Here is a 14,838-nt window from a genome sequence, read left to right as displayed (position 1 = left end):
GGCTGGATCACAGCCCCGACCGTGCGACGATGTCACGAAACAGTTCTTCAATGGAGACTTAGACTGGCCCTCAATCTCGATGATCTTGGTCTGTGGCTCCATCAGCGGGCGGCCGTCGATCAAACTGAACTCTTTTTCGCGCAAATTGCGGATGGGCATTCCGCACTCGTGCATCATCCCACCGGGGCCGGTAAAACGGGGATTATGGCGACACTCGCACGGCGACGTGCCGAGCATAAGCCAGTCCTCATCGTGTGCCCGTCCGCCGCTTTGGTGACACAGCTCGAGCGCCAGTTCGCATCGACGTTCTGGAACAAGATCGAGGCGCCTGCAGAGTGGCAGTTCCCACATACCCTGCGGCTCACGATCTCCAAAATCGACGACGTCGTCGCCCGGGTTGCCGCGGTAGGAACCGAGCCGTTAGCAATCTTTGCGACGATCCAGGCGCTTCAGCAAATTCACGCCAGCGCCGACGATTACCGCAAGCTCGCGGACATCTTTGGCACGGTCTTTTTCGACGAAGGCCACCGTGAACCCGCTCCGCAGTGGGCTAAAGCCGCTCGCGGTCTTGGCGCTCCGACCGTTCTTTTCAGTGCGACGCCGTACCGGAACGACCTCAAGATCTTTGGGGTCGACCAGACCTTCACCAGCTTCCTCTCGTTTACCGATGCGATCGCCAGGGGGCTCATCCGCCCCATCACCGTTAGCGAAGTCGCTCTACCCCTCGATCCCGCCGCATTCGCCGAGCAGGCTATTGCGCTGCGGGACGGCCTGGTCGCGGCGGGGACAATCGCGGACACCGACAAAGTCATCATCCGGGCTGACGAGGAGTCCGAAGTCGAATCCCTGTTCATAGCCTTTACGAACGCGCTCGGCGAACGCCCCGAAGGTGTCCTGGCGGTGCACACCAATTTCCAGGATGAAGGCGAGGAACGCAGCTGGAGATCCGGCGAAGTTCCTGATGAGCTCTCCACCCGATCGGAGAGGTTCCTGATCCATCAGCATATGCTGACAGAAGGCATCGATGATCCAGCCTGCCGGGTCTTGTTCCTTTTTTCGAATTTCACGAACGAGCGCCAGCTCGTGCAACAGGTTGGACGCCTGACCCGACACCCCGGGCCTGCGGGAGTCGTGGCTGATCCAGCCTATGTGTTCGGTCGTTCAGGCGATGGCGTTGATGCGATGTGGAACCGCTTCCTTGCATATGATGCGTACTGCGTAGCGAACGGGGGCCGTCCACCGTTGCGAGACCAGGCCATGGTAGACAGGATTCTCGCTTCGCTGCCCCAGGTCGATTATGTCGATGGCCAGTTCCGGCGCTGCAACGACCTGACCGATATGGCGATCGCAGATGATATTCGAGTCCCGCTCTCGTCTGTAATTTTCACCACATCGGAAAGCTTCAAGCTCGAGGAATTCGCCGAGGCGGTCACCGCCGCGCTCGATGACGACGACCGGATTGAGATGGCCGGTGGATACCTTCCGGGTGCACGGGTCAGTTTTCACCTCTCGATTTCCCTGCGCCAGTCACCTCTGCTTGCCGAAACTCTCTTCCAGACCGCATCGATCGAGGTAACAGCCTACGCCCAGCGGGGAAACCGGCTCTACTTCTACGACACTCGTGGCCTTTGGATGGATGACTTCGACGGCCTGAACTCCCGCCTGGGACCTCGTGCATTGGGATCGCTGCTGCCTCAGAAAGGAAGGGCGATCACCGGTGTTACCTTGCGCAATACCGACCTTGGCCCGTTGACCCTGCGTGGCCGCTCATTCCAGGCTCCGTCCGTCGCACGGTCAGGCGTCTTCCTCGGAGAGCAAACTCACGTGGTGACCCGCGCGACGGGTCGACCGACAGATCGTGTCCGTCGTAGCCTTGGCTTCACCAGCGCACGGATCCGCGAGGGAGAAGGTCCAAACTCAACTTTGGGTGAATTTGCCGATTGGTGCAGCAAGCTTGACGAGGAGCTAAATGCCGCGGCTCCTCCTGCCGACCTGTTCAACCGCTTTGCGACCGCGATCGAGGCGCCGGTCGACACAACGCCCCGTAACATCCTCATCGATATGGATGCTTACGATGGACAATTTCTGAATGGTGCAGGCGAACCCATAAAGGTAGACCTCGAAAGTGCATGCGCGGACATCCGTGTGCAGGCTGGCGGACCCAAACGGTTTGAGCACGCCTTCAACATCCGGATCAACGACAGCGAGATTGTTGTCTGGATCCGGTGGGATGCGTCCAAACAGAAATACTGGCTTTCATGCCGGGAGCTTTCGGCATTTCATGACAGCGCTAACCCGAAGGTTACACTGCTGCACCGCCTCAACCGGCAGCAGCCGTTCCGGATCATCCTGTCCGCATCCGTAATCTACGCCTATCGCCATTTCTACTCCGTCGATCTCCAGTTCGGCCGCCCCGGAGGGGCCGCGAGCCTTGTAACCGGACTTCTGACTCCCGTCCCGGGCCTGCAAGAAATCACCTCCGAGAAAGGGACGCTTAGCGAAAGTGCATCGACCTGGCCTGAAGGGTCTCTGTTCGGATTGATCGACAGAGCGCTGGCAAAGACCGCGGTAAACAGACCATTCGGTGAGCCATTTGCCGCGCTGGTCTGTGATGATATTGGCAACACGGAAGTCGCCGATTTCATTGGGGTCGACGATCGGGGAAATCAGCGGGTCGTCTTCATTCCGGCGAAGTGGAAGACTGGGACGGCGGGTGCAGGCGCATCGGGCCTGTACGACGTCAGCGGTCAGGCGCTGAAGAACCTCGCCTATCTGAAGGCCGACGGCCAGGCCTTGCCGGGTGCAAAGACCCGGTACGACAAACCCTGGAAGCTGTCGGGAGGCGAAGTGCCACGAAAACGCATCGGACCCGGGTCGCAAGCCTTTCGGGCGCTGTTCGAGAAAGTCCGGGGAAATCCGGCTGCAAGCCGTGAGGTATGGCTAGTCGTAAGCGGCGGCATCCTGTCGAAAAAGGCGGTGGATGACGCCTTTGAAAACGCGAATCCTGCGTCTCATGTCCTGCAGCTTTTTCACCTCGTGTTGTCGCTTTATGCTGGATGTCAGTCGATAGGTGTCGAACTAAAGATTTTCTGCAACCCCTGACCACCGCTGCTCAAGCAGCGCCGCCGGATGTTAGCCCCCGACAACTGCCACGCCGCGAACTCAAGGATGAGATCAGCAATGAACGCTTCTGAATACATCGCTTCTCTCGATTTCTCGGACACCCATGAGGAGAGCGGTGAACCCTCCCACGACCTGCTGTCACACACGCCCCGGTTCGTCGCGGAACGGGAAACGGAAAGCCGAATTGGCAGGCTGCACATGGTCTGGGGTCACGCCCAGGCGACCGCTGCCAGCCTCAGCAATCATTACCAGCGGCATTGGAACGGGGCGATAGCCGAATTGGCGGACTACAAGGGCACTTTGTATGTTACGTGGCGTGACGAGATCAGCCGCGTCATGTTCGAGGGTATCATTCTCGGTGCCTGGGAAGCCAACGGCGAGCACATGCACGCGCACAGGCTCGCCTGAACCGACCTCATACCATGCCCTCAGACTGATCATTTGATCGCTCTGAGCGGCCAGTCATTGGGCACCAGCCCCTTGCCGGAAAGGCGAGTCCAGCGCTCTTTTGTCGCGGCGACATAGCGCGGATCGTCAGCAAAGTAGGCATGTTCGATAAGGATCACCTGAAGCCCCGCGAGCCGTTCAGTCTCGGTGAAAAGGAAATCGACGTGGCGTCGCATTGCGGCGATGTCCTCATCTTCCTCTTCCTCGTCTGTCCCCTCGATCATGCGTTCATCCAGGTTCTGTTCTCCCTTGGCAGGAAAATAGGGTCGACTGATCTGATCGAACACTAGGACACCGGGGACGGGTGAATCCGTTTCGCCGAGGAATTGCTGGAGCGCGAAAGCCAGCGCGATATGAATAGCCAGATAGTTCTGGTCCGATCCGACGTCGCTCATTTGCAGGACGATGCTGCTGTCGGCCTCGATAACGGCGACCTCTGGCTCCGCGGAGGAGAAGTCGAGTTCCGAGCCGACACACGGCTCGATGGTGGGGAGTTTAGCAAAGGCCTGCGTGGCATACTGCGAGACCCGGCGCTCGGCAAAGCGCAGCTTCACGAGCCGTGAGGCCTTGTCCACCAGCCCCTCCAGTTCCCTGATCTGGGATTTCAGTACGCTCAGGTCTCGCGTCTGTGGGAGCAGTTCGTCGTTCATGGTTTCAATGAAGAAGGATATGCGCCCCAGCAGGTGAGCCCGCAATTGCGCGAGGCTCGCAAACTTCCGGCTGTCCTCTGACTGGCGTAGCCATGTCCGGATCTGCTCGTCGACCAACTTGAGATCATTACTGATCACGGTCCGTTTGCCTTGGAGCGTTCCATCATAATCAATCAGGCGCGGCTTCACGCGATCAACGGCAGCGCTCTCCCCCGCGACCTTCGACACAGTTGCGCGAAGGGTCGCCACCGCGTTCGCGCCGGCGTCGGAGGGTTGGTCACAAACAGGGCAGATCGGACTGATGCTGTCCAGTTTGAGGTAATCGGCCAGCATCAGCTTCTCGCGCTGGCGCCGGACCGTTCCTTCGAATCCGGCGACCTCGTCAATCACCGTCTGCGCCGCTGCGGCCTGGCGCCGGATTTCACTGAGATCCGCGAGCAGCGCCTTCCTGCGTTTGTGAAGTTCAGCGAGTTGTCCCTCGTTGGGAACGACCTTGGCGCGGACGGGATCCTGCCCGAGACCCTGCAACCTCTCCAGCAAAGCCGCATCCGGCGTGTCCGCCGGCACATGCTCGATCATCTCGAGCCGCTCTGCTTCAGAAAGCAAACCGAAGGCGCGCGCACGAAAGGCGCTAACTGTTGTCGCGCGGGTGCGGGCGCGCCGTTCCTCCAGTTCCAGCGATCGCTGAAGCTGGCGCAAACGGCGTTCGTTCAACGCACTCGCTTCATCGGTGGCGCGCAGGAAGTAGGGCATCGACGCAATGATATCGGGCGCTTTTTCGGACTGCTCGAGACCGTGAAGCAGGACCTGTTCGCTGTAGATGACTTCTTTCGTGACGAACATGTACGACGTCACGTGCCGCACCGTAGCCCGCCCCCTTGTCCGACCCCAGGCGTCGGGTTCACCCGGCAGATCGCCGATGCCGAAGGCACGTTCGAGGAACGATTTCGCAGCGTCGATGGTAGTGGGGCCTTCGAACTGCTCCACGGTTCTGGGAATCGACAGGTTGCGGCCCGAACTCGCGAACATCTGATGGCTGGTCGCCCGGCCAACCTCCGGGATCAGTCGACCGACGATCATTTCGTCATCGCCAGCAACCCATTTGACACCAACGGCTATGCTACGCCGGCGGACATGGGCCGGCAGCTCGCATTTGCTCGACCCCAAACAGTAGTCGATCGCCTTGATCAGCGCCGACTTGCCAGTCCCGGACGCACCAGTGATAATATTCACCCCCGGTCCCAGATCCACCGGTCGATAGCGACCATCAAGACCCAGGAAAAAGATCGAGGCAATGTTCCAGCGCTTCAAAGGGTAAGTCCCATCGTATCGTAGATTGTTTTTGTCGATCCAGCGACGGCGCACCAGTACCCGAGCCGTTCCGCGTGACGGACGGATTGTGAAAGTTCATCTGACAGGCCGTTGGCAAGGCTCTTGCGGATACTTTGTTCGCCGATGTTCAGTCGCGCATCCGCGCCCAATTTCACGACTCTTGAGAAACATCCGAGCCGCAACGCCTCACGGACAAAGCCCATAGTGGCGTTCAGGCGCTCTGCCAGGCCGATCTGAATCTGGGGACTGCGCTCCAGCCATTCCTGAAGTCCGGTCCGCTTGTTCGTACTATCGAAGCTCGCCTTCAGATCACCAGAGATGGCGATGGGAAGCACAAGATAGGCAACCGGCAGCTCAGGCCCGCTTTCGTTCGCCTCCGCAAAGCCGCGGATGAAGGAGACAAGCAGGTAGGCACCGAAAGCCGGGTTTGTCTCGGCATAGATATCATGCGCGATCATGGCTGCTCTTCTACCAGGAGAGTAACGTAGTCAGGGTGCCACCCCACTTCACGGTCAATCGCAAGAACCTGGTAGCTGCCCCGCACATAATATGGTGCAGCAAAGCCGGGTTCGATCGGGCGTATGATGCTCGGGGCCTCGTTATGGACCCAGCGCAGCAAACCAAGCCCGCTACTGCGCCTCTCGGTTTCCTCGAGACCCTCGCAGGCATCCGCCATTTCAACATGCCTGTCCGACCAGTGCTCCTTCAGGACATGATCGTAATCCGCGATCCTTGCCGCCATGGCGGGTCGGTCGTTCACCCATTTCGAACGCTGCTGCCTGGCCTTCCACTCCTCGCGTATGGCCTTCGCAAGGTCATGCCCCTTCCCGTCGACGAGCTTGATCTGGCGCGTCAACATGCCATCAGGCTGATAGTCGGCGGGCTGCGCCAGCATCTCGAAATCCGCCGTCAGCCGATCCTGTTCGATATCCGCGATGAATTCCGTAATCTGCTCCTGGAACTCCATGCGCGAAATGAACTTCGCCCGCTTGCCACAAAGGGCATAAACGACCTGGCGATCCCACCACTCAATCAGACGCCTGGCTACCAAAGCCCGGTCATCGGGCTTGATCAACGTGAGAAGCCCGGCGATCTCCCCTTCGAGCTTGTCGATCGAAGAGCTTGCGTCCTCAACCCGCACCTGTCGCAACAAATTCAGCCGGCCCTGAGGTGTAAGCCCGAGAAAGGCGATGCAACCAGCTGCTCGATCCGCGTGCGGCAGCGGTTTTTTCGCAAGCTGTGCTTCCTTGCGCTCAGCAACGACGCGCTCGGCTTCCTTGACCATCGCTTGTAGAAGCGCGCTTCTGTCGGTCTCCGGGGACCTTAGAACTTCAAGCACGTTCCCGCTCGAAATCGGTGCGACAGTGACGAGATGGAAAACGGTTTCTGACAGGGACAGCCTTGGCAAGACGTCTATCCAGGCTTTCACCGTCCGCCAGAGACCACGGGAGCTGAGCGTGAGGGCACTGGGTGCGGCCTTCATAGTATGCTTGAGCTGGAAGAGCAAAACCTGCCCGTTGTCCTGCAGCTCGACGTCATCAGCAGTCTCGATGGCGACCGCCCCTTCATCTCCAGCAAGGGCCACAAGGGCCTTCAATGCGAAGAACGATTGGAAGTAAAAGCCAAGGGCAGAAGCTGAAGCCTCATGACTGGTATCTTTTGTCATTGAACACCAAGCGTAATTTATTTCTCACCATACACAGGCGATTGCGCAAGCCAACAGATAACACCTTCGCAGTTCACGCGCCTCCGGAACGAACCGGAGCCACCCATGGCCGACGGGCACGCACGGCGCTTCATTCAACATTGCTGACACCGCACCGCGTCTCGAATGGGGCGGAGGCCGACCGGCAGCTTCTTCTCGCGCCCGGTGGCCTCGTCCAACCTGAACGAATGTCCGCTCCCGGGCGATCAAACCGCACCGTTTGATGGCGACTATCGGCGCATCGCCGGCGTTCGGCAGGAGGATTCTGCAGTTCCGTGAACGACCGCTTTGCTGGGTCGGTTTCTCGGAAGCCGACCGTCGCAAAAGTCCCAAAGAGGGCCGCTTTGTACGACCTCCATGGGGCTTGGGGCGGAAGTTCTGCGGGAGGATCACGTCTTGACCTCGGGTGGAAGTGTCTCGCCGAGATCGAAGGCTTGAACGCGTACATGGTCCCAGCATTCTGAGCGCTTGGCGAATTCGGGGATCTGTTTGCCGGCGGCCTTTTCCGTCATGGCGCGGAAAACGATGTGAGACCAGTCGGCCAGCAACTTCTTGAACTCGTCCGAGAGCCCCTGACGATTCCAGATCCTTGCCAGATCCAGTCGATCACCCAGCCTTTCAGCAACCACGGCCACCAAGTAGGCGGCGACGTTCGCCTGGCCTTGAGGAAACATCCGCCTCACCATCGCGTGCACCGTCCTGAAGATGACGGCCTTGGCGATCATCTCCTTGTACCAACTCACTTCCAGCGGATTGGGGACAATATCGGGTGAGGTGTCGAGATCATCCATCAGAGCCTTGAAGTTCTTCTCGCTGCCCAGGCTGACGACGTGAGGAAGCAGGCGCCATGCCTGAACATATTTCGCCACGTCATTCTTCGACAGCTTTCGTGACGGCGGTATGGCTTCCTTCAGCTTGCGGAGCCGTGCTGGAGTCGTCCCCTTCAGCGAAAGCAGAACGTTGTAGCCGCCAGCTGCACGTTCGTAGAACCAGAGGCCTACTCCGTCCGGAAGATACGTGCTGTTCGCAAGCTTCTCTAGCTGGACATGGAAGGGTCGGTTTGCGGAAAGGTCCGAATTCTTCACCGCATTCTGGCTGTTGGCATAGCGGGAGATGTTCGAGATCAGCTTCTCGCGATCGACGTCGTCATGAAGCACCACGATTTTTGCCGGGACGCGAACATGCGACAGGTCGATTTCCGGATTCTTCCGCTTTGCGAAATAGATCGACGCAGTTGTCTGGCCGCCGTTCACGATCTGGAAGCCCTTCATCCATGCTATGCCGACCTCGCCATGCTCGTTCCGTTCGAAACGGGCTTCATCGGCAACGATCACGAGGCCATTGTTGAAGGCCATGAAATGCTCCGGTTCCTCCCGAAGCGTGGTGGCAATTCCCTTGTTGTGCTTGCCGGTCACACCGAGGAAGGAACGTACATTGGCTTCGAGAAGCTGCTGGCTGTATCGTTCGTACAATGCGCGCAAGACTTCGCCGGGCAAGGCGGTCAGCGCGAAATCATAATCGGCGGTCTGGTCCGGGACATACACGCAATGGAGGGGCATGCCGATGGTGCTGGTGAAGTCGAGCGCAATTTCGTCGCGTGGCTTGCCCGCGGCGATATGTCGATGAAGGCGGCCGATGTCCATCACCTCGATCGCGACCAGCTTTCCTTCGATCTCCGCTCCACTGAAACGGGACTTGTCGCATTGACCGTCCGTGATGACGAAGATCCGGACCTGATCCAGATCCTGCCAGGCCTCCTCCACCTGAGCAACGAATGGCTGAGCTTCATGGCTGGATTCCATGACCTTGCCAAGACGTCCCTTGGCGGCATTCATCAGGAACTGCATGCCCTGCTTCGCTATGGTCTGGATCGCGCTGCCCGCAACCTTCTGGAGCTCGTCGGAATCCAGATAGAGGCTGACGAAGAGGTCCAGTTGGGTGGCTTCGTCGTCCAGCGCGTAGCCGTTCATCCGGACGTTGGCGTTGCCGACCTTGGCGTCGTAGTTCAACACCTTGGCCTCTTCGCAAAGGCCGGAATCGGCAAGGTGTTCCATCACGATCTCGGCGAAGATCCGTTCGGTTCCCGCGTTGATGATGTCGCCGGATTCGATGCGCTCATTGACCCCGTCCTTGATGCGCGCCCGCATGCCGTGAAAAAAGTCGACCAGCTCCATCGTCATTCCAATCCAATGCCTTGAAACAGTTCGGCCTCTTCAACCAGGCCGGCATCACTGCCCTCGATGTCGAGCTCATAGCTCGCACGCCGGATGGTTGGAGCGACATTGCCTTTGAAAAGGCGAGGAAATTCGGAGTCGATTTTGTGAACGCGGGTCCGCGCCACCGAGAGGCACCGATCATAGCTTTCCGCATGATCATCATGGTAGCCGACTGCCAGCAACTTTCGATTGAACATGGTTTGGCCGCCGCTGGGTTCCAAGCGTTCGCGCAGTACTGCGACGAGTTCTGGCAGTGTGGATCCCCCGGTCGCCAGTTCGAGGCGAAGGGCCAGCAGGAACAGCGGGTTTGCCTCCCCGCCATCGAGTTGTTCCAGTGACTGGATCTTTGCGACGAAGCCCTCGGTGGCGGTGGAACTCTTCACCTCAACTCCGCCTCCGTTGATGCGGAAATCCTGTGCACCATGCATGGGGCCATCCCAGGCATCCACTGCAGACGGACCTGGCATGTCGCGGTCAAGCAGCTGACCAAGGAACCAGAGTTCCCCGAAGAGCCCGGTCTGCGCCTCCATGCTCAAGGGCCCGTTGCGGGGAGGCTGCATGAAAAGCTGCCATGCCACGACCCGCTCGAGAAACCTGTTCACGAGGAGGCCGGCCGACAGGTCGCGGCTTCGATCAAGAAGTGCCAGAATGTCCGTGGCCATGACCTTGAACATTTCCAGCGCTCCCGCGGGGTGCCGCACCAGCGCAATCGCCGAAACGTTGGGGGCGCCGTCCGTCTTGTCCGGGCGGACAACCTCGAACCCGCCGCCCTCCGGTAGCTTTCTGGTTTCTGAGAGCCTGCTACCCGGAAACTCGATCACCAGAGCCTCCAGGTCGCCGGGAAATTTCCGGGCGGCATGAGCCATGAAGAGGCCCGGCTGCATGATCGGAATCATCGCCCATTGGACATCGGAAGGTTGGCTGGCCAATGCCTTCCAGGCGATGTCGAGGTTGAAGTCAGTCAGCCCAGCCATTGATCTGCGTCCATAGTACGTTGTTCACTTCGTAAGGCACCTTGGTGCCGGAATTGCTGCCGGGGAAGCTGATCGCCCACGCCAGGACGGGATCCGCTCCCGCGATCTCGGGGACCTTGCTGCTGTCGGGATCGATCAGATAGAGCAGGAGCAGGCCCTTTTTGGGCTCGGCAAACGGACCGAAGCCTCGTACCTCGCGCAGCAGAGGGCCCGATGGTTCGTCCGGCAATTCCTTTGCTTGGCCCCGGCCCGAGTCTCCCTGCCAGCGATCGCGTGTCTTCTCGAGTGCTTCAGACCATTGTTCGGGGGTCACGTCGACCTGTTCGTCCCTGGGTGAGATCAGCGTCTTGATCGAGTAGCGATCGTCATGCTCGCGAATTCTGGTGCGCTTGAGCAACTCGACAGGAAGGTCGGCGAAGGTCCTTGGTTTGGGTTCCTCGCTTCCACTTCCGTCCTTTCCGACTAGGGCGACAGTCCAATCCGTCAGTTCTCCGTCCTGTGCCATGGCATCGATGAATTGTGCGATGACCGACGACACCACGCGCATGGAGGCCGCGTGTGTCTGATATTCGCGGAGAAATGCGGTAACGGCGGTGTGGGGCACGTCACGCCAGAGATGGCCATGCCACGACTGGCCGTTCACCTTGCGGCGCTGCTGCGAGAGAGGGGCAGGAGTTCCCATGGCCCTTGCCAGTCGTTCGCCTGCCTCGAAGTTCCGTGTGATCTCGGCGGGGTCGTTGGGGAACACGATCGTCTGCAGAAGGTCGCCGCTGAAGGAGAGCATGAGCTTCTTTGAGGCTCGCATCTTGGCGCGGGACGTGACGGTCATCACCGAGTGAGACTGCACCTTCAGGCCGTAATCCCTCGGAGTAGCGCCCACCGCGACCATCTGGTCGAATTCGCTGCGCATTTCCTCGGAAGCACTGGCGATATGCCCGAACCACTCGACGAGTTCACCGGTGGTGTAGAGCCGGCACACGTCAAGGTAGCCATCGCGGTAACCAAACCATCGGCCCATCTGCATCAGCGTGTCGTACATCTTGGCCGTACGCAGGAAATAGCTGGTGCAAAGCCCTTCCAGCGTGAGTCCGCGCGCCAGCTTGTCGCCGCCGATCGCGATAACCTTGAGGCCGGTGTTCTCGTTTTCGGCATAGTCGAGAGCATCCTTCGCGGTCCCGTTGATCTGGCGAACGCTGATGTCGGCCAGCACTTCGGGCAAGACCTCGCGCAGGTCTTCCCAGGAATGATTCACGGCAGGGGCCGAGTCCGGGAATGCCTCGCTGATCCTCCGGCTTGCCGGTCCGAAGTCGTCATTCCACTGGCGTTTGAACGTACCCTCGAGTTCAATGAGGTCCGTTCCACGCTGGAAACGCTGACGCATTTGCCGGACGTATGCCTCGACCTGCTCCGTCACCTCCTTCTGGACATTGGTGAAGCGGGTGACGTGCACCAGCATCGAGGCGTGCTTTCGGTATTGGCCACGCAGCTTGCGAACGGCGCAGGCAAGAACGAAAGCCCGGACCGCTTCCTCGAGCGAAGGCGGCAATCGCCTTTCTCCCTCGTGGGTCGGCACGTAACCGTTCTTGTGGCCAGGTTTCATCCAGGTGTCATACTCGCTCTCGCGCAGCTCCCGGATCAGGGGCAGGTCCTCGGGGCGCTCGTTTCCATACCCAAAGACCTTGGCCGGCCCGACATAGTTTGAGGGCGCGGCAAGATTGACTATGAAGGCCGAAGGGAAAAGGTCCGGCCCATGTTCCGGCGTCTCGTTCTGCTCATGGATGAAGATGTTGGCAAACGGGGTCGCCGTGTACCCGACATATGCGCTCCTCGTGAAGGAATGCAGGATCGAGCGGATCAGGCGATTGATGGTCTTGGGTTCGTATTCCGGGTCCGGTTGCCCTTCTTCGTTGTAGACCTGTTCGCCCGTGTCGACGGAACCATGATCGGCCTCGTCGTCGATCACCAGAAGAGGCAGCTTGGTCACGAGCTTGCGGCCCGTCCCCTCTTCCTGTGCGTCCCAGGCATGATTGTTGATCCAGTAGAGCAGCCGTTCGAGGATGGTTTTGTTCTTCTTGACCACGAACAGCCATGGCCGTTCTTCCGGCGTGACGCCGAGGGTCTTCGAGGCCTTGGTGTCGAAGTCGCCCTTTTCCGAACGATTCGTGGCGAAGTTCGGCTTGATCGAGTGGTCGCGATCGATTTCGCCCACGCCGATGACAGGCTTTTCGTCCATCTTCGGAATGGTGGCGAAGCCGAGGAAACCTTCATCCAGCCGGACTTGCGTCTGGGATCTCAGGTTGTTGTGCAGGCCGGCAAGCACGATGATGATCTTGTAGCCTGCATCGGCGGCCTTGCAGATGAGGCCAGTGTAGTTCCCGGTCTTGCCTGATTGGACATGGCCAACGACAAGGCCTCGCCGATCCCATGCGTCCGCCCGCTTGGGATCTTCCAACTGCCTGAGAATGTCGTCGGTGGCATCGTCGATGCCATCGACGGCCTTGATCGGCATCTTCCCTTCAAGCCAGGTCGCATATCTGCGCCAATAGCGCCAATCGACCTTTCGACCTGCATTCAACCAGTCGATGTGGCCTTGTTGCGAGGCGAGCGTGCTGCTCTTTCCCACGGTTGTTGCTTCTCTACGGATCAACTCCGACAGGACCTGGTCGCGATCGATTTCCACCTCGAGGTTGGGCATCATGATGGGCACCAGCGTCGTGAGTGCCCTGTCAAAGTTGCTTGCGATGATCTCCGGAGTCCTGACCTGACCTGCAGGCACCTGATCCATCAGCATCTGAACCAGCTTGATGATATCGAAGTGCGCCTTCTCTTGGGCGTCCAGCATCATTCTTTCTCCTGGGATTTGAGAGGAAGCTTCGCCACCAGTTCCGGAAAACGGTCAAATGGGGCGGTCAGCAAAAGCTTCGCTCGTGCCTCGTCCGGTGACAGCCGCCGCTGCTCGACGAGGTTGTTGAAGGCGATGTTCATCAGCTCGAGGACTTCCGCCCCTGGTGCATCGGCAAGGCCGTTGCGAGGGGTTTCTCGGTCTTCCGCGGTATCGAGCCAGATGCGCTGGATCGGCACGGTTTCTTCGATGATGCGAAGCACGGCGAGGATGTCCCTCTTGAGGGGGCCGGCACGTTCGAGAAGGGAGTGGATGACGGCGTGCTGACGGGAGATGCGATAGCGTGTCGCTCCGCCCGATCTTTCGGAAACCCACGCTTCGTCGACGGGCTTGGAGGTCGACGAAGGGCTCCATTGTCCTCGATGGGCGAAGACCTTGCGGGCCTTGTCACGTGTCTCTTGCGCCAAGCTCAGCAATTGCCGACGTAGCCGCACGGGGGAGCGGGCCGACGACTTGCGGATATCGATTTTCCAATCCGCGTCGGCCCAGTTGGGAATGTCCAGTCGAATCCGCGCAAGGCGATGTGGCTCGTCTCGCGTCAGTGCGCGGCCATTCTGCTCGAGCCCCATCCAGCCTCCAGCGACCAGCAGGCGCTTATTGCGATAGATGTAGAAGCCCTGTTGCATGGTCCAACCTGCTGGGCCGCTCGCGAGATCGACCTCTTTTGGTTTCAGCATTTCCTTGTGCGGCAGCACATGGCACTGCACGCGAACCTCGCCGCGGTCGCCCAAGCGGATCTCTCCCGAGTCCCATGCCTTGGCCGGATGGCCGGTCATGAAGGGGTCCCAGCCTGCGATCGCGAGCTCATTCAGGCAGATTTCCAGGCCATCATCGATCAGTCGGTGAAACGTCATGGCCAAATGGCGTTCGACCTCGTCCTGCAGATCAAGGAAATCCTGGACCGCAAAGCCGCGCCCGGTGATGCGATCCAGATTCTCCCAGAGCACAAGCGTGCCGTGTTCTTTACCGGACAAGGGCGAGAGCCGTTCCGCCGATGCTGGATCAGGCCCTTCGTAGAGATGCCATCCTTCGTCGCCGGGTCGGGACAGGAGATCGAGATCCCATCGCAGACATGCCTGTTCGCAACCCACTGCTCTGGAGGAAACGGTGAGGCGGCGACCTTGCGAGAAGGATGCCGTCTTGAGGCCCAGCCCGAACCGTCCAAGGTCATGGGCACTGCGTTCCTCGAGCGGATTCTTGGCGCCGAGTTGCATCGCGTCTTCGAGTTCGGCGTCACTCATGCCGCGGCCATTGTCCAGCACATGGATGTAAGGCGCGCCATCGTTCCACTCGAAACGGATGTCGATGCGGCTCGCGCCTGCCGAAATGCTGTTGTCGATGATGTCAGCAAGTGCGGTCGGAGTGCTGTAACCTAGCCCGCGAAGCGATTCCGCCATTGCACTTGCGCGCGGCGGCGCACTTCGCCGTTTCCCCGAATTTCCTTTCACATTCAACTCCTTGCCCGACATCTCGACTATTGGCATTTCAC

General features: G+C 59.5%; 9 protein-coding genes. 2 read left to right on the top strand and 7 right to left on the bottom strand.

Annotated features, from left to right (window positions below; all coding sequences use genetic code 11):
- Window positions 1–21 precede the first annotated feature (21 nt).
- Both ACZ1JC_RS25435 and ACZ1JC_RS25430 read left to right on the top strand, forming a co-directional pair.
- The gene (locus ACZ1JC_RS25435) at window positions 22–3,102 is read left to right on the top strand and encodes a DEAD/DEAH box helicase (RefSeq protein ID WP_465137516.1); all 3,081 of its coding nucleotides are present in this window, start codon (window positions 22–24) and stop codon (window positions 3,100–3,102) included.
- 78 nt (window positions 3,103–3,180) lie between these two features.
- Window positions 3,181–3,531 carry a hypothetical protein gene (locus ACZ1JC_RS25430; protein ID WP_465137517.1) on the top strand — a complete coding sequence of 117 codons (351 nt, stop codon included), beginning with the start codon at window positions 3,181–3,183 and terminating at the stop codon, window positions 3,529–3,531.
- 29 nt (window positions 3,532–3,560) lie between these two features.
- Here ACZ1JC_RS25430 and ACZ1JC_RS25425 read toward each other — a convergent pair whose 3' ends face one another.
- The 7 genes from ACZ1JC_RS25425 to ACZ1JC_RS25395 form a co-directional block, all read right to left on the bottom strand.
- Entirely contained in the window at window positions 3,561–5,531 is a 1,971-nt protein-coding gene (locus tag ACZ1JC_RS25425; RefSeq protein WP_465137518.1) for a DUF3732 domain-containing protein, read from the bottom strand.
- The gene (locus tag ACZ1JC_RS25420; protein ID WP_465137519.1) at window positions 5,528–6,010 is read right to left on the bottom strand and encodes a three component ABC system middle component; all 483 of its coding nucleotides are present in this window, start codon (window positions 6,008–6,010) and stop codon (window positions 5,528–5,530) included. Before ACZ1JC_RS25420 ends, ACZ1JC_RS25425 begins: the two co-directional genes overlap by 4 nt.
- The gene (locus ACZ1JC_RS25415; protein ID WP_465137520.1) at window positions 6,007–7,218 is read right to left on the bottom strand and encodes an ABC-three component system protein; all 1,212 of its coding nucleotides are present in this window, start codon (window positions 7,216–7,218) and stop codon (window positions 6,007–6,009) included. The genes ACZ1JC_RS25420 and ACZ1JC_RS25415 overlap by 4 nt, the downstream gene beginning before the upstream one ends.
- Before the next feature lie 428 nt (window positions 7,219–7,646).
- Window positions 7,647–9,431, bottom strand: a complete 1,785-nt coding sequence (locus ACZ1JC_RS25410) for an AIPR family protein (protein ID WP_465137521.1) — start codon at window positions 9,429–9,431, stop codon at window positions 7,647–7,649.
- Between the two features lie 2 nt (window positions 9,432–9,433).
- Complete coding sequence (locus ACZ1JC_RS25405) at window positions 9,434–10,447, bottom strand: PD-(D/E)XK motif protein (RefSeq protein WP_465137522.1); 1,014 nt, start codon at window positions 10,445–10,447, stop codon at window positions 9,434–9,436.
- A complete protein-coding gene (locus tag ACZ1JC_RS25400; RefSeq protein WP_465137523.1) occupies window positions 10,431–13,292 on the bottom strand; it encodes a Z1 domain-containing protein in 2,862 nt (953 codons plus the stop codon). Before ACZ1JC_RS25400 ends, ACZ1JC_RS25405 begins: the two co-directional genes overlap by 17 nt.
- Complete coding sequence (locus ACZ1JC_RS25395) at window positions 13,289–14,833, bottom strand: ATP-binding protein (protein ID WP_465137524.1); 1,545 nt, start codon at window positions 14,831–14,833, stop codon at window positions 13,289–13,291. The genes ACZ1JC_RS25400 and ACZ1JC_RS25395 overlap by 4 nt, the downstream gene beginning before the upstream one ends.
- Window positions 14,834–14,838 lie beyond the last annotated feature (5 nt).

This window comes from Sphingomonas sp. BL-S-28, from assembly GCF_055521515.1.
This window is presented reverse-complemented; position numbering and strand designations above follow the sequence as displayed.

Excerpts from the sequence above, each read along its gene's own strand:
- ACZ1JC_RS25395 (WP_465137524.1), bottom strand. The coding sequence starts at position 14,833 with ATGCCAATAGTCGAGATGTCGGGCAAGGAGTTGAATGTGAAAGGAAAT.
- ACZ1JC_RS25405 (WP_465137522.1), bottom strand. The coding sequence starts at position 10,447 with ATGGCTGGGCTGACTGACTTCAACCTCGACATCGCCTGGAAGGCATTG.
- ACZ1JC_RS25415 (WP_465137520.1), bottom strand. The coding sequence starts at position 7,218 with ATGACAAAAGATACCAGTCATGAGGCTTCAGCTTCTGCCCTTGGCTTT.
- ACZ1JC_RS25430 (WP_465137517.1), top strand. The coding sequence starts at position 3,181 with ATGAACGCTTCTGAATACATCGCTTCTCTCGATTTCTCGGACACCCAT.
- ACZ1JC_RS25410 (WP_465137521.1), bottom strand. The coding sequence starts at position 9,431 with ATGGAGCTGGTCGACTTTTTTCACGGCATGCGGGCGCGCATCAAGGAC.
- ACZ1JC_RS25400 (WP_465137523.1), bottom strand. The coding sequence starts at position 13,292 with ATGATGCTGGACGCCCAAGAGAAGGCGCACTTCGATATCATCAAGCTG.
- ACZ1JC_RS25420 (WP_465137519.1), bottom strand. The coding sequence starts at position 6,010 with ATGATCGCGCATGATATCTATGCCGAGACAAACCCGGCTTTCGGTGCC.